This window comes from Sedimentitalea sp. XS_ASV28 (assembly GCF_041224545.1).
Lineage (GTDB): Bacteria > Pseudomonadota > Alphaproteobacteria > Rhodobacterales > Rhodobacteraceae > Sedimentitalea.
Map to the genome: position 1 here is coordinate 125,785 of NZ_JBGFGP010000130.1, position 14,610 is coordinate 140,394.

At 60.2% G+C, this 14,610-nt stretch carries 14 protein-coding genes and 2 tRNA genes; 8 read left to right on the forward strand and 8 right to left on the reverse strand.

Annotation, left to right across the window (positions count from 1 at the left end; translation table 11 throughout):
• Positions 1-2 precede the first annotated feature (2 nt).
• Entirely contained in the window at positions 3-1,379 is a 1,377-nt protein-coding gene (locus AB9K34_RS11655; RefSeq protein ID WP_369954599.1) for a TRAP transporter large permease, read from the forward strand.
• Between the two features lie 148 nt (positions 1,380-1,527).
• Entirely contained in the window at positions 1,528-2,442 is a 915-nt protein-coding gene (locus AB9K34_RS11660) for an isopenicillin N synthase family dioxygenase (protein WP_369954600.1), read from the forward strand.
• 6 nt (positions 2,443-2,448) lie between these two features.
• On the opposite strand, the gene AB9K34_RS11665 is transcribed toward AB9K34_RS11660, so the two are convergent.
• From AB9K34_RS11665 to AB9K34_RS11695, 7 genes are all read right to left on the reverse strand, one after another.
• Positions 2,449-2,811, reverse strand: a complete 363-nt coding sequence (locus tag AB9K34_RS11665; RefSeq protein WP_369954601.1) for a HesB/IscA family protein — start codon at positions 2,809-2,811, stop codon at positions 2,449-2,451.
• 36 nt (positions 2,812-2,847) lie between these two features.
• Positions 2,848-3,210, reverse strand: coding sequence for an SUF system Fe-S cluster assembly protein (locus tag AB9K34_RS11670; RefSeq protein WP_369954602.1), 363 nt, complete (start codon positions 3,208-3,210; stop codon positions 2,848-2,850).
• A 183-nt stretch (positions 3,211-3,393) separates the two neighbouring features.
• Positions 3,394-4,482: a substrate-binding periplasmic protein gene (locus tag AB9K34_RS11675; RefSeq protein ID WP_369954603.1), complete on the reverse strand. Its 1,089-nt coding sequence runs from the start codon at positions 4,480-4,482 to the stop codon at positions 3,394-3,396.
• Positions 4,479-6,617: a hypothetical protein gene (locus tag AB9K34_RS11680; protein WP_369954604.1), complete on the reverse strand. Its 2,139-nt coding sequence runs from the start codon at positions 6,615-6,617 to the stop codon at positions 4,479-4,481. The genes AB9K34_RS11675 and AB9K34_RS11680 overlap by 4 nt, the downstream gene beginning before the upstream one ends.
• A 292-nt stretch (positions 6,618-6,909) precedes the next feature.
• Entirely contained in the window at positions 6,910-7,881 is a 972-nt protein-coding gene (locus AB9K34_RS11685) for a cation transporter (RefSeq protein ID WP_369954605.1), read from the reverse strand.
• A complete protein-coding gene (locus tag AB9K34_RS11690) occupies positions 7,874-8,143 on the reverse strand; it encodes an NfeD family protein (protein ID WP_369954606.1) in 270 nt (89 codons plus the stop codon). The genes AB9K34_RS11685 and AB9K34_RS11690 overlap by 8 nt, the downstream gene beginning before the upstream one ends.
• Positions 8,143-9,033, reverse strand: a complete 891-nt coding sequence (locus AB9K34_RS11695) for an SPFH domain-containing protein (protein ID WP_369954607.1) — start codon at positions 9,031-9,033, stop codon at positions 8,143-8,145. Before AB9K34_RS11695 ends, AB9K34_RS11690 begins: the two co-directional genes overlap by 1 nt.
• A 159-nt stretch (positions 9,034-9,192) precedes the next feature.
• Here AB9K34_RS11695 and tgt point away from each other — a divergent pair, with 159 nt between their 5' ends.
• The 6 genes from tgt (at position 9,193) to AB9K34_RS11725 (ending at position 14,277) form a co-directional block, all read left to right on the forward strand.
• A complete protein-coding gene (tgt, locus tag AB9K34_RS11700) occupies positions 9,193-10,323 on the forward strand; it encodes a tRNA guanosine(34) transglycosylase Tgt (RefSeq protein ID WP_369954608.1) in 1,131 nt (376 codons plus the stop codon).
• A 274-nt stretch (positions 10,324-10,597) separates the two neighbouring features.
• Positions 10,598-13,012: an endopeptidase La gene (gene lon / locus AB9K34_RS11705; protein WP_369954609.1), complete on the forward strand. Its 2,415-nt coding sequence runs from the start codon at positions 10,598-10,600 to the stop codon at positions 13,010-13,012.
• Between the two features lie 119 nt (positions 13,013-13,131).
• On the forward strand, positions 13,132-13,449 hold the full coding sequence (locus tag AB9K34_RS11710) for an HU family DNA-binding protein (protein ID WP_369954610.1): 318 nt from the start codon (positions 13,132-13,134) through the stop codon (positions 13,447-13,449).
• 13 nt (positions 13,450-13,462) lie between these two features.
• Positions 13,463-13,537, forward strand: a tRNA-Val gene (locus AB9K34_RS11715).
• Between the two features lie 52 nt (positions 13,538-13,589).
• Entirely contained in the window at positions 13,590-14,159 is a 570-nt protein-coding gene (locus AB9K34_RS11720; protein WP_369954611.1) for a histidine phosphatase family protein, read from the forward strand.
• A gap of 42 nt (positions 14,160-14,201) precedes the next feature.
• Positions 14,202-14,277: transfer RNA gene (locus AB9K34_RS11725), tRNA-Val, on the forward strand.
• Between the two features lie 138 nt (positions 14,278-14,415).
• On the opposite strand, the gene AB9K34_RS11730 is transcribed toward AB9K34_RS11725, so the two are convergent.
• The coding region (locus AB9K34_RS11730; protein WP_369954612.1) for a hypothetical protein at positions 14,416-14,610 on the reverse strand (195 nt) is incomplete at its 5' end.

Genomic DNA, 14,610 nt, shown 5'->3' on the forward strand with positions numbered 1-14,610 from the left:
CGATGGAAGTTGCAATTCTCTTCCTGATGGTCATTGGCCTCATGCTGGTCGGAGTCCCGATTGCGGTCAGCCTGGGCATGTCGTCGATCATCTTCCTTCTGGTGCTCAGCGATACCTCGCTGGCGTCAATTGCGCAGACGCTTTTTCAGGCGATGGCGGGGCATTATACGCTGCTGGCGATCCCGTTCTTCATCCTGGCCTCCTCCTTCATGTCCACCGGAGGTGTGGCCAAGCGGATCATCCGTTTTGCCATCGCAATCGTCGGGCATCTGCCCGGAGGTCTGGCGATCGCGGGTGTGTTTGCCTGTATGCTCTTTGCGGCGCTCTCCGGCTCGTCGCCGGCAACAGTGGTTGCCATCGGTTCGATCGTGATCGCCGGTATGCGGCAGGTTGGCTATTCCAAGGATTTTGCCGCCGGTGTCATCGCCAATGCGGGCACGCTTGGTATCCTGATCCCGCCGTCCATCGTGATGGTGGTCTATGCCAGCGCCACGGATGTTTCGGTTGGCCGCATGTTCCTGGCCGGGGTGATACCGGGTCTGCTGGCGGGCACGATGCTGATGGTCACCATCTACCTGATCGCCAAGGTCAAGAACCTTCCCAAGGGCGACTGGCTTGGCTGGGGAGAAGTCTTTGCATCGGGCCGCGATGCCGGTTGGGGGCTGTTTCTGATCGTTATCATCCTCGGGGGAATTTACGGCGGTATCTTTACGCCGACCGAGGCCGCCGCCGTCGCTGCCGTGTACGCTTTCGTGATCTCCTGCTTTGTCTACCGTGACATGGGACCGCTGGCGCGGCCCGAGGGCGAACGCAACCTGACGCTTCTGGACAGGCCCATTGCGCTGCTCACGGCGTTTTTTCACCGCGACGTGCGCGACACGCTGTTCGAAGCGGGCAAGTTGACCGTGACGTTGATGTTCATCATCGCCAATGCCCTGATCCTCAAACACGTTCTCACCGACGAGCAGATCCCGCAACAGATCGCCGGGTCGATGCTGGCGGCGGGTTTCGGACCGGTCGTGTTCCTGATGATCGTCAACGTGATCCTGCTGATCGGCGGGCAGTTCATGGAACCCTCGGGGCTGATCGTCATCGTCGCGCCCCTGGTGTTCCCGATTGCCATCGAACTGGGCATCGATCCGATTCACCTTGGCATTATCATGGTGGTGAACATGGAGATCGGAATGATCACGCCTCCGGTGGGGCTCAACCTGTTCGTGACCTCGGGTGTGGCGGGCATGCCAATGATGCGGGTGGTGCGTGCCGCGCTGCCGTTCCTTGCGGTTCTGTTCGTCTTCCTGATCATCGTGACCTACGTTCCGCCGATCAGTACCTTCCTGCCCAATACATTCATGGGGCCGGAAATCATCGTCAAATAGGTCGGTGCGATGACTCGTGAGGTGCCGCTCCGGTTTTCGGGGCGGCATTTTCGTTTGCAGGCGAGGGCATGACATTCCTGTTTTGCCGCGCAGAGCCGTGCTAGCATCGTGCCGCCGATTGCGGAACCGCCGGCAAGGGGAGGACATCATGATACCCGAACTGGACCTGAACGCCCTGAACGCGCGGGATACGGACGAGATGGCCCGACTGGCCAGCGCGGTGCGGGACATCGGATTCCTGACGGTTACCGGCACCACCCTGACCCCGGCGCGGGTGTGCCGCGTGCTGGACCTGTACCGCGCGTTCTTCAAACTGCCCGATGCGGCCAAGCGCGCGGTGGACATGGCACGGACCGGATCGAACAGGGGGTGGGGCGCACCGGGATCGGAACAGGTGAATCCGGATGCAAACCCCGATTTCAAGGAAGTGTTCGATTGTGGCTATGAACTGCCTGCCGATCATCCGCTGGCTGCACGACGTCTGGGGGTCTACGCGCCGAACCTCTGGCCCGAGGAACCTGCGGATTTCCGGCGCGAGGTTCAAACCTACTATTCAGAGGCGTTGGATGTCGGGAGACAGATTCTCGCGGCAATCGCCGATGTGGCCGGGGACGACCCGTTTGGCTTTGCCGGCGCGTTCGACGCGCCGATGGCGCTGTTGCGGGGCAATTATTATCCGCAGCGGCCGCACGGGGCCGGAGAAAAGGATTTTGGCATCGCCGCGCATACGGATTACGGCTGTCTGACCCTGCTCGCGATGGACGGATCGCCCGGGCTCACGGTTCAGATGCCGGATGGCGGTTGGCAGGCCATCAATGCGCAGCCGGGTGTCTTTGTCATCAACTTCGGCGAGATGCTCGAAATGTGGACCGGTGGCCGCGTCAAGGCGACGTTGCACCGGGTCGTCGGCGGCACCAATGAACGCATCTCGGTGCCGCTGTTCCTCAACCCGTCCTACGACACAAATGTCGCGCCTCCGGGCTCACGGGATGTGGTGCTGGCGGGTGATCACCTGTCGCGGCGGTTCAACGAAACCTATCTGCACCTGAAATCCAACGCATAACGTGGGTCAGGACGCGTCACCGGGGGTGTTGAACTTGATCGATTCTCCGCAGCCACAGGCCTCGGACACGTTCGGATTATTGAATTTGAAGCCGGATTCCAGAAGTCCGGTCTCATAGTCGATCTCGGTGCCAAACAGGAACATCTGCGCCATCGGCGCGATCATGACGCGCGCGCCGTCCTGTTCGACCACCTCGTCATTGGGGTCGGTCGCCTGCACGTATTCCATGGTATATTCCATGCCTGCGCAGCCGCCTTTCTTCACGCCGATGCGCAGTCCCTTATGATCGTTCCGGGCCATCAGCTTGGTAATCTGGCTGGCGGCGGCGGGGGTCAGGGTAACGGCCTGTTTTCCGGGTATGCCGAACATTTTTCTGTGTCCTCAAAACGGCTTGTGGGCCGTTCCTTACATGAATCCAAGTTCCAGGCGGGCTTCGTCGCTCATCATGTCCATACCCCAGGGCGGTTCCCATGTGAGCTCGACATCAACCTGTTTGACACCGGGGATCGGATCGACCGCATCGGCCACCCAACCGGGCATTTCACCCGCGACCGGGCAACCCGGCGCGGTCAGTGACATGATGATCCGGACCTCGTTTTCCGAAGATATATCAATGGTATAGATCAACCCAAGCTCGTAGATATTGACCGGGATCTCCGGGTCATAAACGCTGCGACAAGCGTCAACCACCTGCTCGAACAGCGGGTGATCCGTGGTGGACGGCGCAATCAGCGGCGTGCCTTCGAGCGGTTCCGGGGCTTGGGTCATGCGGGCCTCTGGTTTGATCCTGACCGATTATATAGGAAATGATGCGGCCAAGGTCCAGAGGCGCACCACCGGTGCCGTGCTATTGCTTTGGGCTGCACTCTTCAGGTGTAGCGCGGGCCGCGTCATTCCAACTCCTTCATTACAGTCAATTGCAAGTGGTCTCGCGCGCAATCCATGCGCGCATCAGGGTTGGCGGGGGCCGCGGATGTTCCAGTAGAAGGACTCGAGCTTGCGGCTGGGCTTTTCGTAAAACGTGCTTTCATAGGCGGTGTCGAGCAGCGACGGGCTGACGACGACTTTTTGCGAGAGGATTTCGAAAAAGCGGGCGATGCGCAGGTCGCGGATCTCGGTGCCCTTGCGGTGGCTGATCTTGCCGTAGATGGCGTAGCGGTCGTTGGAATAGGTCTGACCCGCGCCTTCGATCTCGGCACCGCAGCCGGGGATGTTGCGGGCGTTGTAGGTGATGATCTCGCGATCGCCGATGTAATAATAGAAATCGCCCCTGCAGAAGGCCTGGGCGGCCTTTTCATGGGTTTCATAGCCTTGCACCACGACGCTGGTGCTCAGCGCGGTGCTGCAGGAGTTGGTCTGGTCGCGCACATAGGCGCGCAACAGGTCGGAGAAACTCTTGAGTTCGTTGGCCTGCAATATCTTGGGGATACCCGCGAGCGCAGCGGTGGTGTTGCGGACATAGCCGATCAGGGGCTTGTCAGGGCAGTCCCTGTTGCCGATTCTTTCGGCACCGCGATTGATGAGACCCATGCCTGAGAGGAACAGGGGCGGAGACAGGATAAAGCCGTGGCGGCGCGCATTGGTGATCGTGGCAGGATCGCAGAGAATGTCGATCCTGTCGCCAAGATACTCCAGCCGGCTGGGCTTGGGCGTGCCTTTGCGTTCATCCTCCTGGATGAGGCAATCGACATCCACCACCTTGACGTCAGAATAACTGAAGCTGTTCGAGTCGGCGGGGCGGGTGACCTGCATGTCGGCAAGCACGGCGTCGCAAATCTTGCTCATGTAGCCGGTGTAGTTGCGCAGGGCGAGCGGTGCTTGCGGCGCGGCGCTCCAGACCTCGCGCAGGTTCTCGGAATAGTATGAAAACGGACGGGCGTGGCGGCGCACGCCGATGCGGAGCGACGTGATATCGGACAGGTTCGTACTGTCCGGCTGTGGGCAGGTCGACGCGCTGTCGGTGGCGCGATATTGCTCTTGCGCGAAGAGCGGGCTGACCAGCAGGAAGCCAGCAATGCACATGGCCAGCATTCGGGTCATTCCCGAGCCTCCTTATCGTTATTCCTGTCCGGTTCGCCATTCTGCCCTTTGTTCAAACGCGTCGCGGGCGTTTCGGAAAACTCGACGAAAATCGCGAAAAGCATCAGGAACAGCACCGGAAGCTGGGTCAGGATGAGCAGATCGCGGGCGACGTAGGATGTCAGCCAGAAAGCATCGCTGTTGATTGCCTGCGTGAACGAGCCGCTGTTCCACCAGACCACCCAGAAGCTTTCGACTTCGATCGGAGGCAGAAAGCGCAGCGTTGCCATCGGCACCAGCCAGACGGAAAAGACATACACCACCGACGCGAGAAATGCGACCGACAGCGTCGCCGGGAATGTCCAGTCGTCATGCTTGTCGATCAGGACAAAGGTTGAGATCGAGAGCACGAAGCAGGGCACGAGATAGGCGACGAAATATTTCCAGTTCTCGACAAAGAGGAATTCGATCTGCGAGGTGCTGACGTCGAAATCCGCGTTCCAGATCAAGCGCAGGATAAATCCGATGGACAGCGCAAAGACCCCCGCCAGCGCCGGCAGGATGGCACCAGTCAAAAGACGCACATAGGGCACGCGGTTCATGGTCCATCGTCGCCAGGCGTTCTGATCCATTTGGACGTCTTTCTCGAAGATCGACATCTGAACGACGGCGGCGACCATGAGAAGGAGGGCCAGGTTGTCAAAGAATGTCCAGGCCATCATTTGTGACTTGTTGTCCTTGCGATACTTGTCGAGTCCTTTGTCGAAAGCGCGTTCGCATTTCTGCTGTGTGATACCGTCAGGCAGTGTAGGCGGTTCCGTTTTGACGGGCTTGTAATGCAGGTCGCGGCAGGCGATGTAGCTGTTCTCGACCCGTCCGAGATTGTCGTAGATCTGTTCGGCCATCAGGTCGGGATAGACCTGAACTTCTTGCAGCTTGAATGACTGGTGAATGAAAAAACCCGCGAACGTGGCGATGACGGCGGCGAAGAATAGGGATCCGGCAAAGGAATTCTGTTCGACCTTGTAGCCGCGATCGGCAAAGGCGCGCACCTTTTGCAAGGCGCTCTGCCGGTCGACATTCAGGACCGTGCGGCTGTTGCAGATGAAATAGACCGCAAACACAGCGCGGGCGCTGTTGGCGACTTCGATGGCCTTTTCGCGCAGTCGTTCCAGGCTGGCTTCGTCATATTCTTCAAACTCGTTGATTTCGTCATGCAGGGTTTTCGGGCTTTCGTCCCGTGGCTCCCGGCGGCTGCCCGATTTGCCGATCGCGTCCTCCAGGCTGGCCGAGATGTCTCCCAGTTCCTTCATTCCCAGCAACGGAAAATGTGTGGCGCGTTGCCCCCCGGTGATCGCGGGACGCAGCAGATCGATGACACGCAACGCCTTGCAGATGTCAAAGAGGTACTGCTCCTTGCCTCTCGGGCGGTTGTCTTCGACATTCGACTCCAATCCGGACTGTTTCTGGATCAGGAACGAAGCGATCAGACTTTGACCTCCCTGTGCCTTGTTGGCGGGGCGGCCGGGTTCCAGCGGCAGTTTGGTCACCGCCATAAGGTCATCCATCGACATGGGGGCGATGTCATCGTCTGAGAGTTGCTTCAGCTTGTCGCGAAAGCTGGCCATCAGCGGGCCGGTCGGCGGCGTCGTTTCCGACAGGAAGTCAGGATCCTGCAAACGGTCAAGCACCTGGTAAACCCCGCGCGGCACCCCGGCGAGGCGATGGGCGAGGGTTCGGATGTGCAACTCGATATTGCGTGTGGCACCGACCGAGTAGAACGCGATGATGAACGCCGAGATGAACAGCGGTTTGCCATAGTCGGTGCCGGACAGGTTGAACGGATCGCTTTCAGGGCCAAGCGCCGTGCCGGTGGCGCCAACGAGATTGGCGGCGGCCTTGGAACTGTAGATCAGCTCGATCAACTCGGTCGAGGTCAGCAGGATCGCGTAGCTGATCAGGTACAGGAGCGAATAGACGTAGAACCCGAAATTCCATTCGCGCGGAGAGCACAGGTGTCGCGCTTCGAGATGTTCGAGAATGCCGTAAAAGGCAAAAGGATGATGTTTGGCGGAGACCGAATAATTTCGCCGCGCTTCGATCACGAGCGTCACCGCGCCGAAAAGGATGACCCCGGCGTATATCAGGCTGTTCATCTGTCTGGCTTTGCCGGAATCAGGGGCAGCGTTCGACGGTCGGATTGCATGGCCCGGCTGCCGGATCCATCGGGCGCGTCAGGGTGTCGACTGGCAACACCGCAATAGACAGGATGACGCTAAAAAACGCGTACTTCATGCTGAAACTCCAAAAATACCTAAGGCAATAAAGGGTTAGCGTAGCATGATTCTCGAAACTCGGCAACTTTGAGGCGAATTTTTCCGGCCAATGCCCTCAAGTGCTGGTTGTATTGCATCCGACCCTTCGACACCGGCTTCTGAGGAAGGCGGGCTAGAACGGGCTGATGTCGTCGGGCCATCGGCGGGGGTGTTCGCTGATGATCAACAAAACATCGGCACCGGGCAGGTCGGTGCGGACATCAGCGATCATGCGCAGGTTGATCTCGTCGATATGAGCTGCGGAGACCGGCTCGCCGGGATCGTAGTAGACGGTGACGAGATGACTGCGGCCTTGCTTGACAACCGACAGATCCCTGAGCGTACCGCCATATTCGGAAATCGCAGGGCGGATCGCGCGGCGCGCGGTGGCGAGGGTTGCAGGGCTGGCGGTAACTCCGACAAGTTCGCCCATACCTGTCATCAGATCGTTTCGGTACTGACCGACGACGACGAGGCAGAGCATCAGGACGACGATCGAGTCGCCGATGGGGGCAATCGGGGCAAGAAGCCCGTCACGGAAAACATACACCGCCCCGAGACCGGCAGCGGCGGCGGCCGTGATAACGCCGTCGAACATGGAGGCCTTGGCCTCAAGGCGCAGGATGTCGCTGTTCTTGCCGGTGCGCGACCACGTGTGGTGATGCAACGCCCAGAGCAGGAAACAGGTCGTGCCGATCACCGCGAAATACATCACCAGGGGTGCGTAGACGAGTTCGGGCGGTGTGCCGCCGCTGAGATATTTGTAGATGTTCATGCTGGCCGTAGCCACGGCAAAGATCACGAGGCCGAGCAGCGACAGCGCCCGGAAGGTGGTGAACAACGCTTCGTCCGCAGCATATCCCATGGGGCGCAGGCGGTCGGGGCCGGCCTCGACATTCTGGCTGATCCGCCGCCCGAGAAATGCTGCGGTAAAGCCGATCAGCGAAAACAAGCCATCGGTCATGATCGCGATCGAGTTGGACAAGACGGCGGCGGCGATCCCGGCGAAGGCCATGAACAGGTTTCCCCACATCGCGACCTGCAGCGAGCGACCCTCGAGTTTGCGGATTTGCGCGGCCTCCATCGGCGCGGGTGCATCAGTCATTGATGTCATCCTTGAAGGTCTTTACCTGTCCCTTTGGCAGCGCGAAATAACGGCGCAGGAGCAGCCACGTCACCAGCGACAACGCCGCAAAGAGCAAGAGCAGCGCGGGCAGTGAGATCGCCAGACCAAGGCCCAGCAGGACCGCGACCGCAAGCGCGCCAATCGCGAAGCCGAGGAAAATGAAACCGGGCAGCAGGATTTCCGCGATGCCGAGGAGCAGGGCAAGGCAGACCCACGCCCACCAGAGCGACCAGAGGGCCATCAGGATTTGCCTTTCAGCATCTTGAATGCGTCACCGAAGGCTTCGAGCGCATTGGCGGGAACAAGGATCGTCTGCTTGCCATCGCCAGCCCCAAGTTTGTTGAGCGCTTCCACCTGTTTCAGGGCGACCTGGTACTGCGCGGCCTCAAGCCCGTTTTCCTTGATGGCCGTGGCGACGACGGACGTGGCATAGGCTTCGGCATCGGCCTGGATGCGGCGGGCCTTGGCGGTCTGTTCGGCGGCGTAAAGCTCGGCATCGGCGTTGAGTTCGACAGCGCGCTTCTGACCCTCGGCTTCTGTGACCTGCGCCCGGCGGGCGCGCTCGGCGTTGAGCTGTTGCAGCATGGCGTCGCGGGTGGCCTGATCGAGATTGACGTCGAGAATTTCGGCACGCGTAACCTCGATTCCCCAATCGTCAACCGCGCTTTCCACGCTTTCCTGGATGCGCGAAATCAACTGGGCCCGGTTGGATTGCACTTCGTCGAGATCCATCTTGCCGATTTCCGCGCGCACGATGCCGGCAACGGTGGTGGCGATGGCCCCGTCCACGTCGCGGATGCGATAAACGGTCTTTTCCGGTTGAAGGATACGGTAGAACACCGACGTGTCGATCTGAACCAGCACGTTGTCCTTGGTGATCGCGTCCTGCGTGGCGTTGGGAAGCTGGCGCTCGAGAATCGAGATCTTGTGTTTCACCACGTCGAGAAACGGCACGATGAAGTTGATGCCGGGTCCCAGCACCGAATGCAGGCGGCCAAAGCGTTCGACCACGTGCTTTTCCGACTGGGGCACGATGCGCACCCCCTTGAAGATGATGATGACAACGAGAATCGCGCCAAGGATGTAGATGCCGCTGTCACCCAGAAGGGCATAAATCTGATCTTCGGTCATGGCGCGTCCTCATATTGTGCCTGCGGTTCCTTTTCACCGGATCGTCCGGGCAATTCAAGGCGCTGTCGCGTCGGCCTTGTGCCCGGACATGGCGTCACAATACCCGGGCGATGTCCGCTTGGGCTTTGCTTTTGCATGTCGGACCGGTAACGGAAAGACATGACAGACAGATTTTCCTTTGCGCTGAACGCGACCGATGGCAAGACCCGCACCGGGGTGATTTCAACACCGCGCGGAGAGATCCGCACGCCCGCCTTCATGCCGGTGGGCACGGCGGCCACGGTCAAGGCGATGATGCCCGAGAGCGTGGCGGCCACCGGGGCCGACATATTGCTGGGCAATACATATCACCTGATGCTGCGCCCCGGCGCGGAACGCATCGACCGTTTGGGCGGGTTGCACAGGTTCATGAACTGGGACAAGCCGATCCTGACGGATTCCGGCGGATTTCAGGTGATGAGCCTTGCCGGGTTGCGCAAGCTGACCGAAGAGGGGGTAACCTTCAAGTCCCATATCGATGGTTCGAAACATGCGCTGACACCGGAGCGCAGCATGGAGATCCAGCGTCTGCTGGGCTCGGATATCGTGATGTGTTTCGATGAATGTCCGGCCTTGCCCGCCGACAAGGCGCGGATCGCCGAGAGCATGCAATTGTCGATGCGATGGGCGGCGCGATCGCGTGCGGCATTCGGCGACCGGCCCGGTCATGCACTGTTCGGCATTCAGCAGGGCGGGCTGGAAGAGGATTTGCGCGCGGAATCGGCCGAGGCGCTGCGCGGCATCGGGTTTGACGGTTATGCCATCGGCGGGCTGGCCGTGGGCGAGGGGCAGGCGGCGATGTTCGGCTGTCTGGAGTTCGCGCCGGGCATGCTGCCGGACGACAAGCCGCGTTACCTGATGGGGGTGGGCAAACCCGATGACATCGTGGGGGCCGTGGCGCGGGGCGTGGACATGATGGATTGTGTGCTGCCGAGCCGGTCGGGGCGCACGGGGCAGGTGTTTACCCGCCGCGGCGTGCTGAACATCAAGAACGCCCGACACCAGGACGACCCGAGACCTCTGGACGAGGCCTGCGGCTGCCCGGCCTGCCGCGCCTATTCGCGCGCCTATCTGCATCACGTGTTCCGCAGCCAGGAGATCATCTCTTCGATGTTGCTGACGTGGCACAACCTGCATTATTTTCAGGAGATCATGGCGGGCATGCGTGCGGCCATCGCCGCGGGGACCTTCGACAGCTGGCAGGCCGGCTTTCACGCGCAGCGGGAGCAGGGGGATATCGAACCGGTCTGACGGTCGTGCGACGCTGTTGGCCTGACGGCCAAGGCGCCCCGCCCGCCGTCCCGTCATGTACCTCCTGTTGCATGTCGGCTTGCACGTGTTTTGTTGCAATGAATGCAAATGTGCCCTTGTCCTGCCCGGTCGCACGCGCCATTGTGACCACCCGAAGAGGCACCGAGGTTGAATTGGCCGGCGAAGGCCCCACCTTAGATACCTGAGACCGGAGATGGCCGAACGTTGCCGCAAAGCGGGACGAGTGCCATCTTGCCAATGATAAGGACTGAGCATGCAAGAGCCCCTGAATTCCTCCTATCCCGTCCTGCCCCTGCGTGACATCGTGGTGTTTCCGCACATGATCGTTCCGTTGTTCGTGGGCCGGGAAAAATCGGTGCGCGCGCTGGAAGAAGTGATGGCCGATGACAAGCAGATCCTGTTGTCGAGCCAGATCGAACCGAGCGAAGACGATCCCGATACCAATGGCATATACGCCGCCGGCGTGTTGGCCAACGTGTTGCAATTACTGAAACTGCCCGATGGCACGGTGAAGGTGCTGGTCGAGGGCCAGGCCCGTGTTCGGATCACCGAATATCTCGACAATGACAGTTTTTTCGAGGCGCGTGCCGAGTACCTGACCGAGATGCCCGGGGACGTGACCACGACCGAAGCGCTGGTGCGTTCGGTCGGGAACGAGTTCGAACGCTACGCGAAAGTGCGCAAGAACATCCCCGAAGAGGCACTGGCCGCGGTTGGTGAGTCCACAGAACCGGCCAAGCTGGCGGACCTCGTTGCTGGACATCTCGGGATCGAGGTCGCGCAGAAGCAGGAACTGCTCGAAACGCTGTCGATCAGCGAGCGTCTGGAGAAGGTCTATGGCCTGATGCAGGGCGAGCTGAGCGTCTTGCAGGTCGAAAAGAAGATCAAGACCCGCGTCAAGAGCCAGATGGAGAAGACCCAGCGGGAATACTATCTGAATGAGCAGATGAAAGCCATTCAGAAGGAGCTGGGCGATGGCGAGGAAGGCGAGGGCGAGATTGCCGAACTGGAAGCCAGGATCGCCGAGACCAAGCTGAGCAAGGAAGCGCGCGAAAAGGCCGAGGCCGAGCTCAAGAAGCTGAAAAACATGAGCCCGATGAGCGCCGAGGCGACCGTCGTGCGGAATTACCTCGACTGGATGCTGTCGATCCCGTGGGGCGTGAAATCGCGCGTCAAGAAGGATCTGGGCAAGGCGCAGGAGATTCTGGACAACGATCACTATGGGCTGGAAAAGGTCAAGGAACGGATCGTCGAGTATCTCGCCGTGCAGCAGCGCAGCAAGAAGATGAAAGGCCCGATCATGTGTCTTGTCGGCCCGCCGGGCGTGGGCAAGACATCGCTGGGCAAGTCCGTGGCCAGGGCGACCGGGCGCGAGTTCATCCGGATCAGCCTGGGCGGGGTGCGCGATGAAAGCGAGATTCGCGGCCATCGCCGGACCTATATCGGCTCGATGCCGGGCAAGATCATCCAGGCTCTGAAAAAGGCCAAGACGACCAATCCGCTGATCCTGCTGGATGAGATCGACAAGATGGGCCAGGATTTCCGGGGCGATCCGGCGAGCGCGATGCTCGAGGTTCTGGACCCGGAACAGAACAACACGTTCATGGATCACTATCTCGAGGTCGAGTATGATCTGAGCAACGTGATGTTCCTGACCACGTCGAATTCCTACAACATGCCGGGTCCGCTTTTGGACCGGATGGAGATCATTCCGCTGGCTGGCTATACCGAGGACGAGAAGCGCGAGATCGCCAAACAGCACCTGATCGCCAAGCAGGTCAAGAACCACGGTCTGAAGGCCAGGGAGTTTGATCTGACCGACGCGGCGCTAACCGAGATCATCCGCACCTACACCCGCGAAGCGGGCGTGCGGAACCTTGAACGCGAGATCGCCAAGGTGGCCCGCAAGAGCCTGACCCGGATCATCAAGGGCGAGGCCGACAACGTGACGGTCACGCCGGAGAACCTGGGCGATTTCCTGGGTGTGAAGAAGTACCGCTACGGGCTGGCCGAGCAGGAAGACCAGATCGGCGTCGTGACCGGGCTGGCCTATACCAGCGTCGGGGGCGAGTTGCTGCCGATCGAAGCGCTGCGCCTGCCGGGCAAGGGGCGCATGAAGACGACCGGCAAGCTGGGTGACGTGATGAAGGAAAGCATCGACGCGGCCAGTTCCTATGTGCGCTCGATCAGTCCGCAGATCGGGGTGAAACCGCCGCGGTTCGACCGGCTGGACATTCACGTGCACGTGCCGGACGGCGCGACGCCCAAGGACGGGCCAAGTGCAGGTCTTGCGATGGTCACTTCGATCGTGTCGGTTCTGACCCAGATACCGGTGCGCAAGGATATCGCCATGACCGGCGAGGTGTCGTTGCGTGGCAATGCGATGCCGATTGGCGGGCTGAAGGAGAAGTTGCTGGCGGCGTTGCGCGGCGGTATCAAGACGGTCCTCATTCCGGAAGAGAATGAAAAGGACCTGGCCGATATCCCGGACAACGTGAAAGACGGGCTTGAGATCATTCCGGTCAAGCATGTCTCCGAAGTGCTCAAGCATGCGTTGGTACGCGAGCCGGAGGCGGTCGAATGGGATGAAGCGGCGGAAGAAGAAGCCGCCGCGGCACGGGCAGCGCTGACGCCGCCGGATGACGGTTCGACGGCCAGAACGCACTGAGATCGAACAAGTGAAGCAGAGGGCGGTTCGGCTAAGAGCCGCCCTCTTGCGTTGCTGGGAATCATCTGCCCGATCCGCTAACTTTTCGGAACGGCGGAACACATGAAAGGTAAACATAAATGACAGTTTCCAATCCGACCGAGACCGGCAGCGCGTCAGCCGAAGAGATGAAGAAGAAAGAGTTGATCGACCTTGCGGTCGCCCGTTCGGGTATCAAGAAGAAAGACGCCAAACCCGTCGTCGAGGCCATGCTGGCGATATTGGGAGAAGCGATTGCCGATGGCCGCGAATTGAACCTGCAGCCATTTGGCAAGCTGCGCGTTAACCGCAGGATCGAAAAGCAAAACGGCAGCATCACGATATGCAAGCTGCGCCGGATCGCGAATACGAAAAGTGAAAAGACAACAGGCCTTGCAGAGACGCCGCAAGACGGTTAATACCCCGCCTCACGGGTGATTAGCTCAGTGGTAGAGCGCTTCGTTCACATCGAAGATGTCAGGAGTTCAAATCTCTTATCACCCACCAGATTTCGGGGCGCGGCCATTGGCGGCGCCCCCTTTGATTTCCGGCGGCCTAAATGTCCTTTCCCGAATTCCTGATTTTGCGTCATGGCGAGACTGAGTGGAACCGCGAGGGGCGGATGCAGGGTGGTCTGGATTCGGCTTTGACCGAAGTGGGGCGGGACCAGGCGCGGCGCCAGAACGAGATTCTGCAAGCGTTCGGGGTGTCCGGTTGGTCGTGGTTCGCCAGCCCGCAGGGACGGGCGATGTCGACGGCACGGATCGCGGCGGAAGGGTTGAGTTCAGACATCGTGCCCGACACGCGACTGCGCGAAATCGGTGTTGGCGAATGGACGGGATTGCTGCGCAGCGAAATCGCACAGCGGGCTCCGTATCTGTTCGAAACAGGCGATCTCGACTGGTACGATCATGCGCCGGGTGGAGAGGGCCTGATTGCGCTCGAACGCAGGGCGCGGGCGTTTCTGCGCGATCTGGATGGGCCGGCGGTGATCGTGACACATGGCATCACGTCTCGGGTGATCCGATGCGTTGCGCAGGGCCTGCCGGCCGAGGCATTCGACACGCTCGGCGGCGGGCAGGGGGTAGTTTACCACATTCGAGATGGCGAGAGTCGATTGTTGTCATAAGGGCTTGCACGCCCTCTGCGCTTTTCGTAAACGCATCTTCACGGGTGATTAGCTCAGTTGGTAGAGCGCTTCGTTTACACCGAAGATGTCGGGAGTTCGAGTCTCTCATCACCCACCATAAATTCAATGATTTATCTCTTTTTCGCGAAGAGCGCGCGGGTTCATTGAACCTAATTTCCCTGATCGGTCCACATTGCGCCCGCCGAGACGGCGGAGGCTGCGCCCCGTGTATGATGGCGGGGCGCAGGATGTGTTGTCAGGCCGGCATGGCCTTTACCGCTTTCATGAATGTGCCATCGATGATGGCGGGGACTGACCTGCCCCCCGCGAAATCCCTCATCATGATGTAGAGTCTGCCCAACCTTGAAGGAGCAGACGAATGCGAAAGAGCCGTTTTACCGAGGCGCAGATTATCGGGATGATCAAGGAGCAAGAGGCGGGCATGCCGACG

Coding starts and splice junctions, on each gene's coding strand:
- AB9K34_RS11655 (WP_369954599.1), top strand. CDS start 3: ATGGAAGTTGCAATTCTCTTCCTGATGGTCATTGGCCTCATGCTGGTC.
- AB9K34_RS11660 (WP_369954600.1), top strand. CDS start 1,528: ATGATACCCGAACTGGACCTGAACGCCCTGAACGCGCGGGATACGGAC.
- AB9K34_RS11665 (WP_369954601.1), bottom strand. CDS start 2,811: ATGTTCGGCATACCCGGAAAACAGGCCGTTACCCTGACCCCCGCCGCC.
- AB9K34_RS11670 (WP_369954602.1), bottom strand. CDS start 3,210: ATGACCCAAGCCCCGGAACCGCTCGAAGGCACGCCGCTGATTGCGCCG.
- AB9K34_RS11675 (WP_369954603.1), bottom strand. CDS start 4,482: ATGACCCGAATGCTGGCCATGTGCATTGCTGGCTTCCTGCTGGTCAGC.
- AB9K34_RS11680 (WP_369954604.1), bottom strand. CDS start 6,617: ATGAACAGCCTGATATACGCCGGGGTCATCCTTTTCGGCGCGGTGACG.
- AB9K34_RS11685 (WP_369954605.1), bottom strand. CDS start 7,881: ATGACTGATGCACCCGCGCCGATGGAGGCCGCGCAAATCCGCAAACTC.
- AB9K34_RS11690 (WP_369954606.1), bottom strand. CDS start 8,143: ATGGCCCTCTGGTCGCTCTGGTGGGCGTGGGTCTGCCTTGCCCTGCTC.
- AB9K34_RS11695 (WP_369954607.1), bottom strand. CDS start 9,033: ATGACCGAAGATCAGATTTATGCCCTTCTGGGTGACAGCGGCATCTAC.
- tgt (WP_369954608.1), top strand. CDS start 9,193: ATGACAGACAGATTTTCCTTTGCGCTGAACGCGACCGATGGCAAGACC.
- lon (WP_369954609.1), top strand. CDS start 10,598: ATGCAAGAGCCCCTGAATTCCTCCTATCCCGTCCTGCCCCTGCGTGAC.
- AB9K34_RS11710 (WP_369954610.1), top strand. CDS start 13,132: ATGACAGTTTCCAATCCGACCGAGACCGGCAGCGCGTCAGCCGAAGAG.
- AB9K34_RS11720 (WP_369954611.1), top strand. CDS start 13,590: ATGTCCTTTCCCGAATTCCTGATTTTGCGTCATGGCGAGACTGAGTGG.